This window comes from Pseudoalteromonas sp. SG43-1 (genome assembly GCF_014164415.1).
GTDB lineage: Bacteria > Pseudomonadota > Gammaproteobacteria > Enterobacterales > Alteromonadaceae > Pseudoalteromonas > Pseudoalteromonas distincta.
The window spans coordinates 1-16,305 of sequence record NZ_JACJFD010000026.1 but is presented as its reverse complement, the minus strand read 5'-3'; the positions used below and the strand labels follow the sequence as shown (position 1 = coordinate 16,305).

Genomic DNA, 16,305 nt, shown 5'->3' with positions numbered 1-16,305 from the left:
TTATGACTCAAATTGTTAGCCAAGGCCCACAATTAGACTCCAATGGCCTTCGCCAAGCACTGCGCATTGCAGGTGGGTGTACCCTTGGCTTTACTATTAGTGAATTAATGAACTGGCCCAATGGTATATTTTTTACCGTTTATCCTATGTTGATATTGGGCATGGTACCTACGTTAAGTCGTGGGCTTATAAATCAATTTATAGCATCTGCTGCATTTAGCGCACTTATAGTGCTGATAATGCAGGGATTATTTTCTCACTTACCAGTCGTTATGACATTGTTAGTGTTTGGTGTTTTCTGCTTTTTATTTCATAAAATGAGTAGCGGTAGTGCCTTTTTATTTGGCGCTTTAGGCGTGATCAGTCTTTCTATTCAGCTGCATTTTTCCAGCTATGTTGATCAAGGAAGCAGTATTTATCCATTAATTTTAACTAATGGTTTGGCTATATTTTTAACCGTTATTATTGGAGCATTAATGCATGGCCTATTTCCTGATGTAACCGCAAGGCCCGGGCGAGTAATGCCAGCTAAAGCAAAAGAAAGTATTCGCCATGAGGTATTGTTATGCTCAACCGTGGCTACGCTCTCTTTTGTTGTTTTTCAGGTTCTTGATTTACAAGACTCAATATCTGCGCAGGCAGCTTCTGTGCTTATTTTATTTTCGTTGTGCTGGAAAGCCGCAGGTATGGCCGGTTGGCAGCGAGCAATTGGAACGCTTATAGGCTGTAATGCAGCGTTACTATCGCAACTATTTTTGTATAGTCACTCTGATTTTTTACTTTTTCCGATGGCTATTTTATGGATACTTTCGTTTGTTTTTGCGCGCTTTCATATTTTAGGCGGAGGCATACCTGGCATTGGTTTTGGTGTATTGACTACATTTGGTATTTTGTTTGGAAATTCACTCGGGCCAGGCCAAGATCTTGTTTATAGTGCAATGTACCGGTTTAGTTCGGTATCTGTGGCTATAATCTTAAGCTTATGTGTTGTGTATGTTATGCACCATATACTTAATCGGTTTAGCGTAACTCGCCATCATACTTATGATTAGGTAAACCCTGTTTGTAAAACTAAAGGCTGCAATTGCAGCCTTTTTAATAAGCTTGGTTAAACTATTTTAATCATCTATATGAGCAGTATTTTCGCTTTACATATTCACAGTTTTTAGTCTTTCCTGGTGATAATAAGCGTTAGCACACCCGCTATAATCCCCCAAAAAGCAGACCCCACTGAAAGTAATGTTAAGTTAGATGCAGTTACTAAAAAAGTGACTATTGCGGCCTCAGTATATTCAGTACTACTAAGGGCTTGCTGCAAACTATTAGCAATGGTGCCAAATAGCGCAATGCCCGCCAAAGCTAAAATAAGTGCCTGGGGTAAACTTGCTACCAAGCCAACTAATGTAGCTGCGCACAACGCCATTAAAATATAAAATACGCCAGCCGCTATACTCGCCCAATAACGTTTATCATGATTTTTATCCGCCTCATCACTCATACATATAGCTGCGGTAATCGCGGCTAAATTAATAGAGTAGGCTCCAAAAGGAGCGCTAAGCATATTTACAAAGCCAGTAACATTAAGAGATGCAGATATAGGCGCTTTATATTTATGTGCTTTTAAAACCGCAATACCCGGTAAATTTTGCGAAGTCATGGTAACTATATAAAGTGGTAAACCTATACTAATACATGCTTGCAAGTGGAAAGCGGGTTCAATATAAGCAAATTCGCTCATTTTCCAGTGCAGCGCGCTGGTATCAATATGGCCCATTTGCCAAGCGAGTAATACACCTATAATAAGCACGCTTAACATAGCAAAGCGGGCAAAAAAGCGTTTACCAATAAAGTACATACCGACCATTAAACCAATTACTAAAGGCATGTCGTTCATAAAATTAAACACATCGATACCAAAGGTAACAAGCACGCCGGCCAACATGGCGCATGCAAGCTCACTTGGAATACGGTTCATTATTTTTTCAAACCAGCCCGTAACCCCCGACAAAAACACGAGCAATGCACTGAGCATAAACGCGCCAATAGCCTCATTTAAGTTATACCCTTGGGCACTTGAAATAAGTAATGCAGCTCCCGTGGTAGACCACGCAATTAAAACAGGTACTTTGTAATAGTACGATAAACCAATTGACGTTGTGCCCATCACTAAACCGAGCATTAAAATCCAACTAGCTACTAAATCGGGCGTACCACCAAGGGTTATCACTACCTGATAAATTAATGCAATAGAACTCGAAAAACCAATAATTACAGCCACAAGTCCTGCTGTAATTCGGTTAAGCAACTGATCAGACACCTTCATAAATTCCTCGTAATGCATTTATGCAGCTCACAACATACGTGCCCAATAATTACATTGCAATTAGCGATTGGTTTACAAAAGGTGAAATAAATTCACTTTTTATTTTTCATTGTAATTAACGTCAAAAAGTCACTTTTAACCATTGTATTTAACTAAACAAACAAGTACCTACAACTGCGCCAAAGCCCGCGTAAACACTACTAAAAACCAATACTAAAAAGAGCAAAAAACACACCAAAAATAAATATCCTTATATTTTATAAGGAATTATAAAATTAAGAAATAATTCTTTTCGGTTACATTTATTATCTTGATCTAATCCATTTAATAATATAAAACGTAACAAATAGTTAACCAAAAACACTAAAAGAGAAACAAATGAAGAGATCTGTCGTCTTACTAATTGCTATACCATTATCGGCATTTGCAGTTTATGGGCTATTTTTTAATGCAGATGAAACGGGCGAACCTATCGCGCCTGTTGCTATTGATTTTGTTCCTATTGATTTACAAAAAACGCGCAATACGCATCCCCCTGCACCTATTGATATGAGTAAAGATCCAATTACTGTTAAACCCATTGCTGCCCCTGACAACAACTTACCGTTTGAAGAATTTGATGCCGTAAATCGCCTATCAGACAAAGCAAAGCAAGTGCTTATAAATGCAAAAGTTTTACCGACTGACTTACATAACGAGGCCTATATTGAGTTTGATTTAAATTCTTTACAGGCGTTAGAAACTGGCGAAAACTTTGATTTAGCTATTCCGCAAACAGCCGAAACATTCACCGCAGAAGTGACTAATGTGGTTGAGTCTGAAAATGGCGATAAGAGCATATTTGGTAAAATAGTGGGTGTTGACGGTCGCATGCATAATACCGTTTTAACGGTAGGTAAAGATGCCGTATATGGCCAATTTACTGCACCTTCTGGCAACTATGTATTCGAAAGTAAAGGTAAGTACGGATGGATTGCAGCAAAACGCGATTTATATAAAAGCCACATAGAGCATGAAGTAACCGCACCAAAGCCCAAATCAGATAAAAGCATCGATATATTTGCACCAAAAATTGATGGCTAACCAAAAAGTATAAAAAGCAATTAAAGCCGCACTATAAGGCAGCTTTAGTGTGTCTGCTTTTTATGATCTCAACCAAGTTAAAAACAGTTCCAACCACAACAAGAGTAAGGAAATACAATAATGAAAAAAGTAATCACAACAACCGCACTGACTGCGGCATTATGTGCAGCAAGTGTTGCACAAGCAGAAACAATCGATATCGGTATTTTATATACCGACCAATCAGCTGCCGCAACTAGTAATATTGACACTAAAATAAATCAACTAATTGCTTTTAGTAATCAGGTATATAGCCAAAATGGCGTTGATATAACACTACGCTTAGCTGGCAAACAAAACTTAGGTGACTACGCAGTAACGCCGTCTGAGGATTGGTTAGATTCGGTTACAAATAGCAGCTACGTAGATGGTTTACGCAGCGATTGGAAAGCCGACATGATTGCCGTATTAGGTACTGGCCAAAGTGCTGGCAATGGGCTTATTTCATGTGGTTTAGCATGGGTTGGCCAAGGCACTAATGGCAATCTATACAGCTCAATGAGCAGCCGTATGTACTCAATCACTGCAATTGATTGTGGTGCAACTACATTTGTACACGAACTTGGTCATAACCAAGGTTTAGCGCATTCACGCAAACAAGGTGACACATCTGGCGGTGTATATGTAGATGGCATGGGTCATGGCGTACAAAACGAGTTTGCAAGTATTATGGCTTACCCGCACGTTTACGGTAGCGCAACTCAGTACGATTACTTCTCTAACCCTAACTGGAGCGTAAATGGTATTGCTTTTGGTATTACAAACCAAGCGTATGCAATTCGCACGGTTACTGCTACAAAAACAAGTATTGCTAACTTTAAATAAGTAGCACATTAAAAAGTGGGCTAAATAGCCCACTTTAAAGTTTTAACATGTTCTTCCCTGCAGAGCGCTTACGCGCTCTTATAGATTAAGCTAATGCACAACCACTTTTTGCTTAATTGCTGGCATTAATGTTTTACCATTGCCATCTACTTTGTTTAACAATTTAAGCCCCATCACTTTTGCAAGTACTGGGTAGATATCAAGGTTACTCACTTCTTTAAGGCTTATACCTTGTTTAAATGCAGGGCCTACAGCAATAAATGATGCTGCCATATCCTCGGTATATGCATAACCGTGAGTCCCTAAATAGGTTGGTTTTTTACCATTGGTAAATACCGCTGGCGCTGTAGTTTGCACCACAATATCGCCTACGCGAGTGCCTTTATTGTAATGGTACGCTGCTAACTGCTCGTCAGTTAATACTGTATAACGACCGTTTGCTGTTTTTTGTAAACGAGCTTTATAGCCGGCTATATCCGCATTTATTGCATCGGGTTGAGTGTATATGAGTAAACGTGGACCGGTGTTTTTAACTAAAAAGTTTTCATCTTGAGGCAGTGTGGTTACATCAATACTTTTATCTGGATCTATACTCGCCATACCATGATCCGAGACAATAACTAAGTTTACCTCTTGCTCTAATTTACTTAAGCGAGTTTGTAATTGCCCCATTAATTCATCAAGCTGTTTAACTGCATCTCGCGTTTGTGGTGCGTCTGGTCCAAACTCATGGCCCATGCTATCAACTAGCGAAAAGTAACTCGCAATAAAACGTGGGCGCTGTGCTTTTGGCAAACTTAACCATTGAATAATTTGATCAACACGGCTTTGGTAATCGCTGTATTTAGAATAGTGATAAAAGTAATCTGGTGTCATGCCGTTAAATAATGCATCTGACTCAGGCCAAAAATAAGTAGCCGATTTAAGCCCCTGCATTTTTGCTAAATTCCAAAGCGGAATCCCCTTCACCCAAGTGCTATCGCCCAATGCTTTGCCCATGCTGTAACAGTCGTTTTTACGCGCTTTATCACAAAAGCTATTATCAACAATGCCATGATTTACTGGCAGTAAGCCCGTAATAATAGAAATATGGTTAGGAAACGTTTTAGTCGGATAAACAGGTATTAGTTTTTGTGCGCGAACACCGCGCTCGGCCATTGCTTTTAAATTTGGTGCGCCGTGTTTTTCAATATAATCCCAACGCAGGCCATCAATTGATACAAGCACCACAGTTTGCTCTTTTGCAGCAAATGCGCTGTTCATTCCTAACATTAGGCAAATTGATACTGCCTTTAAAATCCACTGTTTCATTATAAACACCTATAAATGCACAACAATTACTCAAAAAATTATTTTAAAGCAAGTTGTTACTTTATGATACAAACTGATAGATTAAACCCTGTATATTAAAGACAAATGACTATGTGCTAAAAACTATGCCAGTCATCAATTGTAAAAAGGATAAGTATAAAGATGACCATAGATTTTAGTAAAAAAATAACGCCAGCACGAATGTATCGCACAACCTCTAACTTACAAATGGCGCTAGAAAGCGACCGTGGCCGTATTATTAACAGTGCCGCTATTCGCAGGCTTCAGCAAAAAACCCAAGTGTTTCCCCTTGAACGTAACGCAGCTGTTCGTTCGCGCTTAACTCACTCGCTTGAGGTACAACAGGTTGGTCGTTTTATAGTGCAACGTATTTTTGCAAATTTAAGCTACCAACAACAAAAAAATTACGGTTTAACCGACCTAGAACGCCCCCTAGAAAGCTTAGTAGAAATGGCCTGCCTAATGCACGATATAGGCAACCCACCGTTTGGACATTTTGGCGAAGCTGCAATAAACCACTGGTTTAATAACAACCTAGCAAGCGTAACACCCGAGCGCTGCAAAGAGCCCAATACCGGTATAGGTGTTGTTTTTAAACACCTTGCGCTTGATATTTGTAACTTTGAAGGCAACGCTCAAGGCATACGTATAATTCATTCGTTGCAAACGCTTAATTTAACTTACAGCCAAAGTGCTGGTATTTTAAAATACACTCGCCCTGCAGGGCTTGATACAAAAGATATACCGCAAAATAAAAACTACTTAATGAAAAAAGTAGGTTACTACTACAGCGAAAAAAACTTTGTTGAAGCACTACAAAAAGAGCTCACTATTGAGCCATATTGCCGCCATCCAGCAAGTTATATAATGGAAGCCGCCGACGACATTTCGTATTGCCTAGCCGATATAGAGGATGCTGTTGAAAAAGGGATCATAAGCACCGAATTCTTATGTACACAGCTTAAAAGTCATTATAAAAAAGCACTCATAAACCTAACAATAGACGATACAGAGCACCAAACTTTTGTAGATAAAGCAGTTGACTACGCACATGAGCGCGCCAAAGCACAACCGTATAACTTTAACAGCGAATTTTTTATATACCTGCGCGTTGCACTTTTACATCCGCTAGTTGGACATGCTGCAAAACGCTTTATTGAAAATATAGAACCTATTTACCATGGCGATTTTAACCAAGCACTTTTAGAAGATAGAAGCCATCTACACGCTGTAACCAAAATGCTAAAGCAAGTTGCACTTGAGCATGTTTTTTCAAACAAAGAAGTCGAAAAATTAGAGCTGCAAGGTTATAGAATAATTAATGGCTTACTCGATTGCTACAAACCGCTACTGCAATTGAACAGCGATGACTTTAGGCGCGCTCTAAATGGCGATTCACGTTTATTAATTGAGTCGCGACTTGTAAAAAAGCTCTCTAAAAAGCACTTAAATAGTTACCAACACGCAATAGATGCAATGCAAGAAGAGCCCGATCACTTTGCAGCGTATGAATTTTATTATCGCTGTAGATTAATTCAAGATTATATAAGCGGTATGACAGACCAATTTGCTTACGATGAATATCGCAGCCTTATGGTTATTGATTAGTCGTATTACTCTGGATAATTTTCAATTTTGCGCTTAAAATCAAACTATTAATATTTAAGCGCGCATAACTTTATGATATCAAAACTAATTAGATTTACCCTTTGCTTTGCCCTATTTTATAGTGCGCAAAGTGCTGCATACAACGAAGCTATGTGCATTTTAATTAAACAAGAAATGCAGCAAAATAGTAATAATAAAGCGAGTCAAAAATATCGTAAAGCTGCGCGTGATTACAAAAATAACTGTAATAAGCCAAAAGAAATTCAAGCACAACCAAAGCCACAGATAATAGAGCCAGAGCCAGCCATTATTACTCAGCCGCAACCTAAAATTGTTGAACCTGCCCCTGTAATTAAACCTACTGAAGAAGCTGTTAAAAATAGCATCAACGAGCAAACACTTAATTTAACTGATGATCAAAAACAACAAATTAACGATCAACTAAATACCAATACTAACGAAATAGTAATTGATGCAGAGCCAACAACAGCAGTACCCGAGCAAGTAGTTACAGAGCAAAAAAACGAAGCTGTGATAGAGCAAGTAAAACCGGCGACGCCAGAGCAAAACGTTCAACCTACGCTTGAAAAGCCTGTACCTGTAAAACCAGCACCGGTGTTAACTAAACCAGCGCCAGTTATTGCGCCGCAACCTATAGCACAAAGCCCAAGCTCGTTACTTTTACCCACTTTAATACTTGTTATAGTGGTACTTATTGGCGCTATGATAGTCGTGCGCCTGCGCCGTGCAAAACAAAGTAAAGTGATGGCAGAACCGACTATAGCGGCTCCACCTGAAGTTAAATCAGAAAAAATTGCTACGCCAGCTAAATCTGAAACTACAAAAGAGCCAGAGATTGAGCCTGTCGTCATCAACGAAGCAACTCAAAATAATAAACCAGTTGAGAGCAGCGTAGAGGCAAATGAAGAGCCTTTAGAGCCTACGAACACTTCACAAAATGCTGATATTGAACATACACCACCGCAAATTTCAGATGAGCAAAACAACGTAGCTACACAAGTGCAAACAAGCGAAATTGAGCCTACACCGCTTAACTCAATTGATACTTTAGAGCAAACAAGTACCGCTACGTTTAACGAAGTAAAACAAAAACCAGAGCCTAATACAGCCGAGTTTGAAGCCGCCGCCAAAACAACCTTAGAGCGCATTAAAAATGCCAGCAGCTTTAATGAGCCAGAGGTACGCGACTTTGATCCAGATGCAAAGCCTGAAAAAAAACAGCGTAAGCACCATACAGCGCAAGTAACGGAGCCTGCGCCAATAGAAGCCGAACATAACACTGTAGAGCCGGTTATTAGTACTCCTGAGCCAGTAACAGCGAGTGAGCCGGTTGTAGATTTACACGCACCAGAGCAAATAGCTGACGCTCAATCGACTACATATACAACAGAGCAAGACTTTAAAGAACCAGAGGTACGTACATTTAACCCAGATGCACCATTACCTGGTGAAAAGCCGATGCCTAAAAAACAAAGCGCAACACCTGAGCAAACACAAACAACACCGCCAGTTGATGAGCCACAAAGTGAGCCTAAAAAAGCAGACAGTAACAATCCATTTGCTAACTTATCGTTAGACTCAAGCTGGGATCCTGACTCAACTGAAAAGCCCAAAATAGAAGAGAAAAAACGCGCGCCTAAATCGCAAGCATTAATAGATGCAGAAGAACGCGCTAAAAACATGCAAACCAAATAGTAAGTTTTAAAGTAGCGCCTCATATGCTGAGGCGCTGTTTTAGTAACTAAATAATTAACTGCTTTTTTACCGTATTACTTACACTCTTATCCCATCCTAAAATGCGCTTTAGTAATTAGGAGCTTCGCTCCTTGCGCGAGCAAGTTCAGCGCCTGGCGCAATATTCAAGCTTGAGAGTGTTTTATAAGCTTACAACTTGTTGGCGCGATGAGTGCAGAGCATACATTTAACTGGTGGTATTTTTAGACTTGAGTTTAAGGCTACGTTATCCGCAGCCATAAATTAAAGTAACTTGGTCAACATGCCCTAATTAAAAGTCCTAGTTAACAGCCCTAGCGGTACGTTTATTTTTAAGCTTTAACCCGCCAATTAATAGCAGTGGTCCTATAAACATGGCAAGGCCATACACGCCACCGGTAACTGCGTATTCTGGTTTATTTAAAAAGCTAATAGCGATTAAAATAGCTAACGATGCATTTTGAATTCCAACCTCAATTGAAAGCGTCAGCGAATCAGTTAAATTTAATTTTGAACACTTAGCAATTAACCAACCAACAACCATTGAACCAATATTAAGCGCTATGCACGCCCAAAATACGTTGTTAAATGAGCTAACTAATAAATCGCGCTCTTTTATTACTAGTGCGGCAATCATCATAAGCATAAAAAACAACGAGAAGCGTCTAAAAAACGGCTCTGCTTTAATGGCAAAATCACTTTTAAAGTGACGCAACCAAATGCCTATAGCAACTGGCACTAAGGTAATAAAAAATAGCCCTAATGAAGTAGTTAAAATAGAAAAAGTAGCATCGTCTGCTGGGGCAAACTGACTCATAGCAAAGCCAATAATAAACGGTGTGGTTATTATACTAATTGCGGTAGAGGCAGCTGTTAAACTTACCGAAAGCGCTAAATTAGCTTTAGCAAGCTGGCTTACTACATTTGACATAGTACCGCCGGGGCAAGCAGCTAATATCATTAAACCAATAGCGATAGGCGTTGGTAGGTTTAGTAAATAACACAGCCCTAATGCTAATAAAGGCATTGCTACAAGTTGGCCTATTAAACCCATGACAATGCCAAGCGGGCTTTTAAATAAACGAGTAAAATCGGTTGTTGTGAGCCCAAGACCCATACCAAACATAATAAGTGCAAGGGCGAGTGGAAGTATTACTTCAGTTAATATAGATGCATTCAAATTAGACAGCCTCGTTTGTTATTGTTTTTAATTAGAGTGTTAATTTTTAAGTTAACTGTAACGCCCCTTTACAATAACTAGAAGTATTACTTATTTAAAATAGCAGCCACGTGCTTATCTAGTTCTGGAAGTACATCTTGTTCAAACCATGGGTTCTTTTTAAGCCATATATTATTACGCGGACTCGGATGTGGAAGCACTAAATAATTTGGCCAATACTCACGCCACGATTTTACTAACTCCGTAAGTGGCATTTTTTTAGTCTCTGGTAAATGATACGCCTGCGCGTATTTACCAAGCACTATTGTCAGCTCAATATTTGGTAGTGCAGCCAATAATTGCTCGCGCCATGCAGGCGCACATTCTTTTCTCGGTGGTAAATCACCCGACTTCCCCCTACCCGGGTAGCAAAAGCCCATAGGTAAAATGGCTATATTATTAGCGTCGTAAAATTCATCACGTGTTAGCCCAAGCCATTCTCGCAGGCGGTTTCCGCTTGCATCGTTAAACGGCACACCTGTTTCGTGAACTTTGATTCCAGGTGCTTGCCCTGCAATTAAAATACGTGCGTTTGGGTTAAATTGTATAACAGGACGAGCCCCTAAAGGTAAATGAGGTTCACAGATCACGCATTTACTAACTTGCTCTATTAATTGGTGACTATTCATGTTTATTTGGCCTTAAATGCTTAATATTTATCCTAAATGGCCATTTAGGATAAATGAGTTGGTAAAAAATCGGTTTATTTTAATTAAAACGAGCGTTAGTTAGTAAAATCGTGATCTTTAAGCTCATTCGCGCTACAAGCCTTGTAAAACCTAGCGTTGCTCGGCCCATACAGCAAATTCATTGCCGCTTGGCTCTGCAAAATGAAACCGGCAACCACCCGGAAATTCAAAAATAGGTTTTAATATTGTGCCACCATGGAGTTGTACTTTTCTATACGTGGCGTGAATGTCGTTACTATAAAAAACCAATAGCGCAGCACCGTTTTGAGTTAGCGATTTAAGCGGCGCATTAAAAAAGCCACCATCGAGCCCTTGGCCACTAAACGCCGTGTATTCTGGGCCGTAGTCAGTAAACTGCCAATTAAATACACGACTAAAAAAGGCCTTAGTTGCGGGTAAGTCGCATGCAGGAAACTCCACGTAATTTAGTTTTTCGTGATCGCTCATCGTTATTCACTCTTTATTTTTACTCAGTTTATTAACCTTAAGCTTTACATAGAGCCTGTGCAATATCATTAAATAATATCAGATCAGTATTTTACTAAGTAATTAAGTACGCATAACTGACTTAAAAATTAAATGCCACAAATGAGAATAACTATCTTTTGTATTTGTAACATATATAATAGCGCCTTTGTTTTATCCTCGGCTTTAAATAAAGGGATTAATTAACTATGCAGGCACCTTTGCACAGTGCGCCATTCGATAAGGTTAACGTAATTGCGCATATAGTAAAAAGCGTAAGCAGTTATCGAGTTTTGGTATTTTTACGTTTTTTTATTGCCATAATTGGTGGCTATGCCTTTACCTCTGCAAGCACTGCGTTATTAAGCCTTGTGTTGCCAATAGCTAAACAAGACGCTGTGCTGTTTAGTGTTTCAATCAGCATTTTAATTTATGCCGTTGTATTTATTTATGCCTTTAGTGTTAAATCATTAAAAACAGTGTGGATCAGTATTTTACTAAGTACAGGAGCGTTCATAGGATTGCTTGCATTACTGAAGGGTTGGGTATGAAAGATAGCTTTTTCAGATCGATGACTTGGTTGCACACTTGGGTAGGGTTACTCGTTTGTTGGTTATTATATTTAATATTTTTTGCAGGGACTCTTAGCTTTTTTAGAGACGAAATAACGTTGTGGAATCAACCAGCCATTCATAATGTGCAAGCCCAAACACAGCGTATAGAAGCGCAAAAACAACAAATAATTACCGGATTTGATTACTTAGCTAGCCATGGAGCTCACTCATCAAGCTGGCGTATTACATTACCCGAGCCGCGTATTCCTTATTTAATTTATGGTTATGCAAAACCAAAAGAGCCAGGCCAGCGCCGCAGCCGGTTTGAAAACACACAGCTAAACCCTAATACCATGCAAGAGCTTGAGCCCTTTGTAGATACTAAAGGCGGTAACTTTTTTTATCGGCTGCACTATGATTTACATTACATGGATGCAATAACCGCACGCTGGATTGTGTGCTTTGCTAGCTTTTTTATGCTGATTGCCATTATATCGGGGGTGGTTATTCATAAGCGTATTTTTAAAGATATGTTTAGCTTTAGGCGTAACAAAGGTAGCCGTACATGGTTAGATGCCCATAACTTAAGCTCTGTGCTTGCCCTTCCTTTTCATTTAATGATTACTTACACGGGTATAATTACACTTATATTTATGTTGTTTCCCTACCCTGCGCAAACGTCTTACGATAACGGCATGCGTGGCTTTTTTAACGATGTAACCCCTCGCAACACCATGACCGATAAAGCCCAAGGCGAATCGTCAATGGTGCCGATTCAAAGCATTTTGGATCAGGTTTATACTAAGTGGCCTCATGCAGATATTACTCGCGTACAAGTTAACCAACCAAATATGGCAGCTTCAACAATTACCGTATTGGTAAGCGCAGGTAAAACACTGCGTGACCAAGCACCACGCTTAATATTTAGTGGTGCTACAGGGCAAATGGTCGCTAAAACTGATGACGAGCTAACTAGCAGCAAAGCGCTTTACGAATCACTTAATTCAATGCATACAGGGCGTTTAGCTACGTGGTTACTGCGTTGGTTATACGTATTAGGCGGTATTGCAGGCTGTGTAATGATTGGCTCTGGCTGTATTATGTGGGCTAAACGAATTCGCGAGCGAACTAAAAATAACGTTAAACCTTCGTTTGGTTTAAAACTAGTTGAGGGGTTAAACCTAGCCACTATTATGGGACTTCCACTGGCAACGTGTGCATTTTTTATTGCTAACAGACTACTTAGCCCAACTACCGCAGAGCGCGCCGATAAAGAAATACTCGCGTTCTTTTTAACATGGCTAGCGGTTGCTCTTTTAGCACTTATAAAGCGCGACACACTGCAATGGCGAGTTATGGCAGCTATAAATGCTGTTGCATGTTTAAGCGTACCGGTTATTAATGCACTTACAACTAACGGTAATCTAGTTAGCTATTTGATGCACGAACAGTGGGCTTTATTTACTTTTGATGCACTGTTTTTGTTATTTAGTATATTGTTTTTTATACAAACCGAAAAATTACGTACTGCTAAAAACAACTCAAAAATAACCAGCCCTAGTCAATCTAATAACCTTAAAAGGCAAAAACCATGATTGATTTACTCGGGTTTAGCCTATGTTTGCTCAGTTTTAACTGTTTTGCGCTGGCTAAGTATAATCATTTTAAAGATGTATTTAAAAAACGCCCTACAGAACCCCAACGTAAAAAGCTGCTATTAGCTGCTTGGATCAGTATTTTACTAAGCTTGGTGCTTTGTATAGTTACTCAAGATGGATATGGTGCATTACTATTTTGCGGATTTATGAGCCTAAGTGTCTTAATTATAATGGTTTTTTATAATTTTTTAGTAGGCTACGTGAAGTGGTTTGGTGTTTTAAATAGCGTGTTAGTTGTACTAAGTGGGTTGTTTTTAGCATTAAACTAGCCTTAGTTAGTAAAAACGTGATCCGTTACTTTCCCATAGATTAGGCAAAAAAAATGGCAAGCTATATAGCTTGCCAACAATAGGGGATATTCAGTGTTTCCAATACTTGCTGTCTCACGGCAAGTACACACAATATAACCATAATATATTTAAGTTACTTTACGGTTAGGTGACTCTTTTATTACTACTTTAAAAACGTATATAACTAACTGTAAACCCCCTTTACATAGTCTATTGGTTTACCCAAATTATTTCATCGGTAGCAAAGCCCAACTCTTTAGCTTTAGTTAAAAAGTGTTCTTTAAGCTCTTTGCTAACCGTTGGTGTACGCGACAAAAACCACAAGTAATCTTTGTTGTAACTGGTTATAAATGCATATTTATAATCGGGTTGGTCAAGTTCAAAAATCACGTAAGCGCCATAAAATGGACCAAAAAACGAGACTTTAAAATGCCCTGTGTCGGTGCCCTTAACAAACTTGGCTAAGCCTTCGGCGTCATCCCATTTTTTATCATCCGTTAAATACCCTTTGTTAAGGACCTTTACTGTGCCGTCGTCGTTAATTGAATAAGTCGCGGTAACTTGCTCCATCCCTTCTTCGAATGAGTGATTAAGACGCGCTATTTCAAACCATTTGCCTTTATATTTTTGTATATCAAAGTTTTTAACGGGTGTTATTCCCTCAGGAGGGCTGGTGCAGGCACTAAGAAAAAATAACCCTGTAATAAGTAAACCGTATTTAATAGCCTTCATGTAAGCTCCTTTTTTAATTACATAAATCGTACGTATTATCTAAATATAGATGGATATAAAGTTTGCTAGCCGATTAAAAAAATTTGCTATAGGATCATATTAATTCTAAAGCAATAAAAATGACCATAGCATGAAAATTTGGGTAGATGCAGACGCGTGTCCTGTTGTTATAAAAGAAATACTTTTTAGAGCTGCAGAGCGTATGAAAATCGAGACTATTTTAGTAGCGAATCACGCAATGCGTATTCCGCCGTCAAAATACATAAGCCGCGTTCAAGTATCGTCGGGATTTGATGTAGCCGACGACGAAATAGTAAAACGTGTTGAAAAAGGCGATTTAGTTATTACAGGCGATATTCCGCTAGCAAGTGAAGTAATTGATAACGGCGGGCAAGCACTCAACCCTCGTGGCGAGCTTTATACCACCGAGAATATCCGCTCAATACTTAACGTGCGCGACTTTATGGATACCATGCGCTCAAGCGGCGTAGAAATGAGTGGTGGGCCGCCGCCACTTAGCCAAACCGATCGCCAAAACTTTGCAAATAACCTCGACCGTATTTTAGCGCAAAACAAGGCTAACTAACTTGAATACCCAATTAGTTGGCTTGGGTGATACGCAATTTAGCGTGGCGGTATACGTAGCAAAAGCGCCGCCAATGCCGTTTTTTAAAACACTTGAATGCCTAGAACCGGTTATAAATGAGCAAATAAATACCATAAACCAGTACTGTGGTAATGGTTGGCGCAAAGTGTTTAACGTTTACGCCAAAGTGCTATTTTCCCTGCCAAGTGAGCATTATTCATTTGCTAAACAAGCCCCTACTTGGCAACAATATCGCGATGAGTATTTACTGCAAAAAAATAGTAAAACCGCCCTGCTATTTAGCGCGCCTGACACTACTATTACTTGCGCAGATAAAGCTACTAGCAATCAAAATCAGCTACACATAATTGCTGGGCGTACGCACGCTAAAAACTTATTACAACAAGGTAAGTTACATGCGCAGCTCGATTGGCTCGACGACGAGTTTGCAATAGACACCAGTAACAACATTATTGTGTGCCCATATTTTGATTATAGACAGTTAAGTAATATAAAAATTGCGAGATTAAGCGAGCTAGTCGCGCAGCTAAAAGGCACTAAATAACACATTGTAAGGAACGACCATGGCCGGAATTTTAGAGTTAAACGAATTATTAAAATCAATGCAGCCTGTGCTTAAACAAGGTGAATACATATTTTGCTGTTTGGCAGGGAAATTGGCTAATTATGTTCACTTAGAGCCACTTGCCACTTACGTTGAAGAGGAAGGCCTAACCCTTATTTTAAAAGCTGAAACCGCCGATAAAGCAGGTATTACTTACGAGGGTAAATATAATTTAATTACTCTTAATGTACATTCAAGCTTAGAGGCCGTTGGGCTAACAGCTGCGGTATCTGCAAAGCTAACTGAGCATGGCATTAGCGCTAATGTGGTAGCTGCGTTTTATCACGACCATATTTTTGTACAAACAGACAAAGCACAAGCTGCAATGAAAGCACTTGGAGAGATTGGTTAGGATTGCTGGCACAGTAATGATCTGAGTGATGTGGATATTAGAGCGTCGGGTGGCGCTTCGCTTAACTGTATTAGTTCAGACAAGATCTGACACATCAACTTGCAAAAGTGAGAGTTACCCGTTTTGATAAAAGGTGTCGAATCTTTAAATCAAAACATATAAGAGGTAACTCTCATGCTACATACTAACAA

Annotated in this window: 17 protein-coding genes; 11 read left to right on the top strand and 6 right to left on the bottom strand. The window is 39.4% G+C overall.

Going from position 1 to position 16,305, the window contains the following annotated elements:
* Positions 1-2: 2 nt before the first annotated feature.
* Complete coding sequence (locus H5159_RS16345; RefSeq protein ID WP_024595851.1) at positions 3-1,052, top strand: DUF2955 domain-containing protein; 1,050 nt, start codon at positions 3-5, stop codon at positions 1,050-1,052.
* 113 nt (positions 1,053-1,165) lie between these two features.
* Here the strand turns inward: H5159_RS16345 and H5159_RS16340 are convergent, their stop codons facing one another.
* Entirely contained in the window at positions 1,166-2,323 is a 1,158-nt protein-coding gene (locus H5159_RS16340) for a benzoate/H(+) symporter BenE family transporter (protein ID WP_182780663.1), read from the bottom strand.
* A gap of 378 nt (positions 2,324-2,701) precedes the next feature.
* Here H5159_RS16340 and H5159_RS16335 point away from each other — a divergent pair, with 378 nt between their 5' ends.
* Together H5159_RS16335 and H5159_RS16330 are read left to right on the top strand one after the other, a co-directional pair.
* On the top strand, positions 2,702-3,406 hold the full coding sequence (locus H5159_RS16335) for a hypothetical protein (RefSeq protein ID WP_182695288.1): 705 nt from the start codon (positions 2,702-2,704) through the stop codon (positions 3,404-3,406).
* Positions 3,407-3,526: 120 nt separating this feature from the next.
* The gene (locus tag H5159_RS16330; protein ID WP_182733085.1) at positions 3,527-4,270 is read left to right on the top strand and encodes a zinc-dependent metalloprotease family protein; all 744 of its coding nucleotides are present in this window, start codon (positions 3,527-3,529) and stop codon (positions 4,268-4,270) included.
* A gap of 90 nt (positions 4,271-4,360) precedes the next feature.
* On the opposite strand, the gene H5159_RS16325 is transcribed toward H5159_RS16330, so the two are convergent.
* Positions 4,361-5,581, bottom strand: a complete 1,221-nt coding sequence (locus H5159_RS16325; protein WP_182780662.1) for an alkaline phosphatase family protein — start codon at positions 5,579-5,581, stop codon at positions 4,361-4,363.
* A 162-nt stretch (positions 5,582-5,743) separates the two neighbouring features.
* Here H5159_RS16325 and dgt point away from each other — a divergent pair, with 162 nt between their 5' ends.
* On the top strand, positions 5,744-7,210 hold the full coding sequence (gene dgt, locus H5159_RS16320; RefSeq protein WP_182780661.1) for a dGTPase: 1,467 nt from the start codon (positions 5,744-5,746) through the stop codon (positions 7,208-7,210).
* Positions 7,211-7,282: 72 nt separating this feature from the next.
* Positions 7,283-8,926: a cell surface protein gene (locus H5159_RS16315; RefSeq protein ID WP_182780660.1), complete on the top strand. Its 1,644-nt coding sequence runs from the start codon at positions 7,283-7,285 to the stop codon at positions 8,924-8,926.
* A 319-nt stretch (positions 8,927-9,245) separates the two neighbouring features.
* Here the strand turns inward: H5159_RS16315 and H5159_RS16310 are convergent, their stop codons facing one another.
* The 3 genes from H5159_RS16310 to H5159_RS16300 form a co-directional block, all read right to left on the bottom strand.
* Complete coding sequence (locus H5159_RS16310) at positions 9,246-10,124, bottom strand: bile acid:sodium symporter family protein (protein WP_165723796.1); 879 nt, start codon at positions 10,122-10,124, stop codon at positions 9,246-9,248.
* An 86-nt stretch (positions 10,125-10,210) separates the two neighbouring features.
* The gene (locus tag H5159_RS16305) at positions 10,211-10,792 is read right to left on the bottom strand and encodes a uracil-DNA glycosylase family protein (RefSeq protein ID WP_138490136.1); all 582 of its coding nucleotides are present in this window, start codon (positions 10,790-10,792) and stop codon (positions 10,211-10,213) included.
* A 150-nt stretch (positions 10,793-10,942) separates the two neighbouring features.
* Positions 10,943-11,299, bottom strand: a complete 357-nt coding sequence (locus tag H5159_RS16300; protein ID WP_024595859.1) for a VOC family protein — start codon at positions 11,297-11,299, stop codon at positions 10,943-10,945.
* A gap of 227 nt (positions 11,300-11,526) precedes the next feature.
* On the opposite strand from H5159_RS16300, the gene H5159_RS16295 reads away from it, so the two are divergent.
* The 3 genes from H5159_RS16295 to H5159_RS16285 are packed head-to-tail and all read left to right on the top strand — an operon-like array spanning position 11,527 to position 13,798.
* Positions 11,527-11,868, top strand: coding sequence for a hypothetical protein (locus tag H5159_RS16295; protein WP_182780659.1), 342 nt, complete (start codon positions 11,527-11,529; stop codon positions 11,866-11,868).
* Positions 11,865-13,466, top strand: coding sequence for a PepSY domain-containing protein (locus H5159_RS16290; protein WP_182780658.1), 1,602 nt, complete (start codon positions 11,865-11,867; stop codon positions 13,464-13,466). Before H5159_RS16295 ends, H5159_RS16290 begins: the two co-directional genes overlap by 4 nt.
* A complete protein-coding gene (locus H5159_RS16285) occupies positions 13,463-13,798 on the top strand; it encodes a DUF3325 domain-containing protein (RefSeq protein ID WP_182780657.1) in 336 nt (111 codons plus the stop codon). The genes H5159_RS16290 and H5159_RS16285 overlap by 4 nt, the downstream gene beginning before the upstream one ends.
* A gap of 231 nt (positions 13,799-14,029) precedes the next feature.
* Here H5159_RS16285 and H5159_RS16280 read toward each other — a convergent pair whose 3' ends face one another.
* Positions 14,030-14,551 (bottom strand): lipocalin family protein, encoded by a 522-nt coding sequence (locus H5159_RS16280; RefSeq protein WP_182780656.1) that lies wholly within the window; start codon positions 14,549-14,551, stop codon positions 14,030-14,032.
* 130 nt (positions 14,552-14,681) lie between these two features.
* On the opposite strand from H5159_RS16280, the gene H5159_RS16275 reads away from it, so the two are divergent.
* Genes H5159_RS16275 through H5159_RS16265 form a run of 3 tightly spaced genes read left to right on the top strand, consistent with a single transcriptional unit; the run spans position 14,682 to position 16,114 of the window.
* Positions 14,682-15,137 carry a YaiI/YqxD family protein gene (locus H5159_RS16275; protein WP_002959175.1) on the top strand — a complete coding sequence of 152 codons (456 nt, stop codon included), beginning with the start codon at positions 14,682-14,684 and terminating at the stop codon, positions 15,135-15,137.
* A gap of 1 nt (position 15,138) precedes the next feature.
* Entirely contained in the window at positions 15,139-15,702 is a 564-nt protein-coding gene (locus tag H5159_RS16270; RefSeq protein WP_182780655.1) for a DUF6942 family protein, read from the top strand.
* Positions 15,703-15,721: 19 nt separating this feature from the next.
* Entirely contained in the window at positions 15,722-16,114 is a 393-nt protein-coding gene (locus tag H5159_RS16265) for an ACT domain-containing protein (protein ID WP_182780654.1), read from the top strand.
* The last annotated feature ends 191 nt before the right edge of the window (positions 16,115-16,305 follow it).

What these genes read in the sequence shown, in the direction of transcription:
- H5159_RS16295 (WP_182780659.1), top strand. Translation starts at nt 11,527, where the DNA reads ATGCAGGCACCTTTGCACAGTGCGCCATTCGATAAGGTTAACGTAATT.
- H5159_RS16315 (WP_182780660.1), top strand. Translation starts at nt 7,283, where the DNA reads ATGATATCAAAACTAATTAGATTTACCCTTTGCTTTGCCCTATTTTAT.
- H5159_RS16290 (WP_182780658.1), top strand. Translation starts at nt 11,865, where the DNA reads ATGAAAGATAGCTTTTTCAGATCGATGACTTGGTTGCACACTTGGGTA.
- H5159_RS16280 (WP_182780656.1), bottom strand. Translation starts at nt 14,551, where the DNA reads ATGAAGGCTATTAAATACGGTTTACTTATTACAGGGTTATTTTTTCTT.
- H5159_RS16330 (WP_182733085.1), top strand. Translation starts at nt 3,527, where the DNA reads ATGAAAAAAGTAATCACAACAACCGCACTGACTGCGGCATTATGTGCA.
- H5159_RS16275 (WP_002959175.1), top strand. Translation starts at nt 14,682, where the DNA reads ATGAAAATTTGGGTAGATGCAGACGCGTGTCCTGTTGTTATAAAAGAA.
- H5159_RS16300 (WP_024595859.1), bottom strand. Translation starts at nt 11,299, where the DNA reads ATGAGCGATCACGAAAAACTAAATTACGTGGAGTTTCCTGCATGCGAC.
- H5159_RS16340 (WP_182780663.1), bottom strand. Translation starts at nt 2,323, where the DNA reads ATGAAGGTGTCTGATCAGTTGCTTAACCGAATTACAGCAGGACTTGTG.
- dgt (WP_182780661.1), top strand. Translation starts at nt 5,744, where the DNA reads ATGACCATAGATTTTAGTAAAAAAATAACGCCAGCACGAATGTATCGC.
- H5159_RS16335 (WP_182695288.1), top strand. Translation starts at nt 2,702, where the DNA reads ATGAAGAGATCTGTCGTCTTACTAATTGCTATACCATTATCGGCATTT.
- H5159_RS16305 (WP_138490136.1), bottom strand. Translation starts at nt 10,792, where the DNA reads ATGAATAGTCACCAATTAATAGAGCAAGTTAGTAAATGCGTGATCTGT.
- H5159_RS16325 (WP_182780662.1), bottom strand. Translation starts at nt 5,581, where the DNA reads ATGAAACAGTGGATTTTAAAGGCAGTATCAATTTGCCTAATGTTAGGA.
- H5159_RS16345 (WP_024595851.1), top strand. Translation starts at nt 3, where the DNA reads ATGACTCAAATTGTTAGCCAAGGCCCACAATTAGACTCCAATGGCCTT.
- H5159_RS16265 (WP_182780654.1), top strand. Translation starts at nt 15,722, where the DNA reads ATGGCCGGAATTTTAGAGTTAAACGAATTATTAAAATCAATGCAGCCT.
- H5159_RS16285 (WP_182780657.1), top strand. Translation starts at nt 13,463, where the DNA reads ATGATTGATTTACTCGGGTTTAGCCTATGTTTGCTCAGTTTTAACTGT.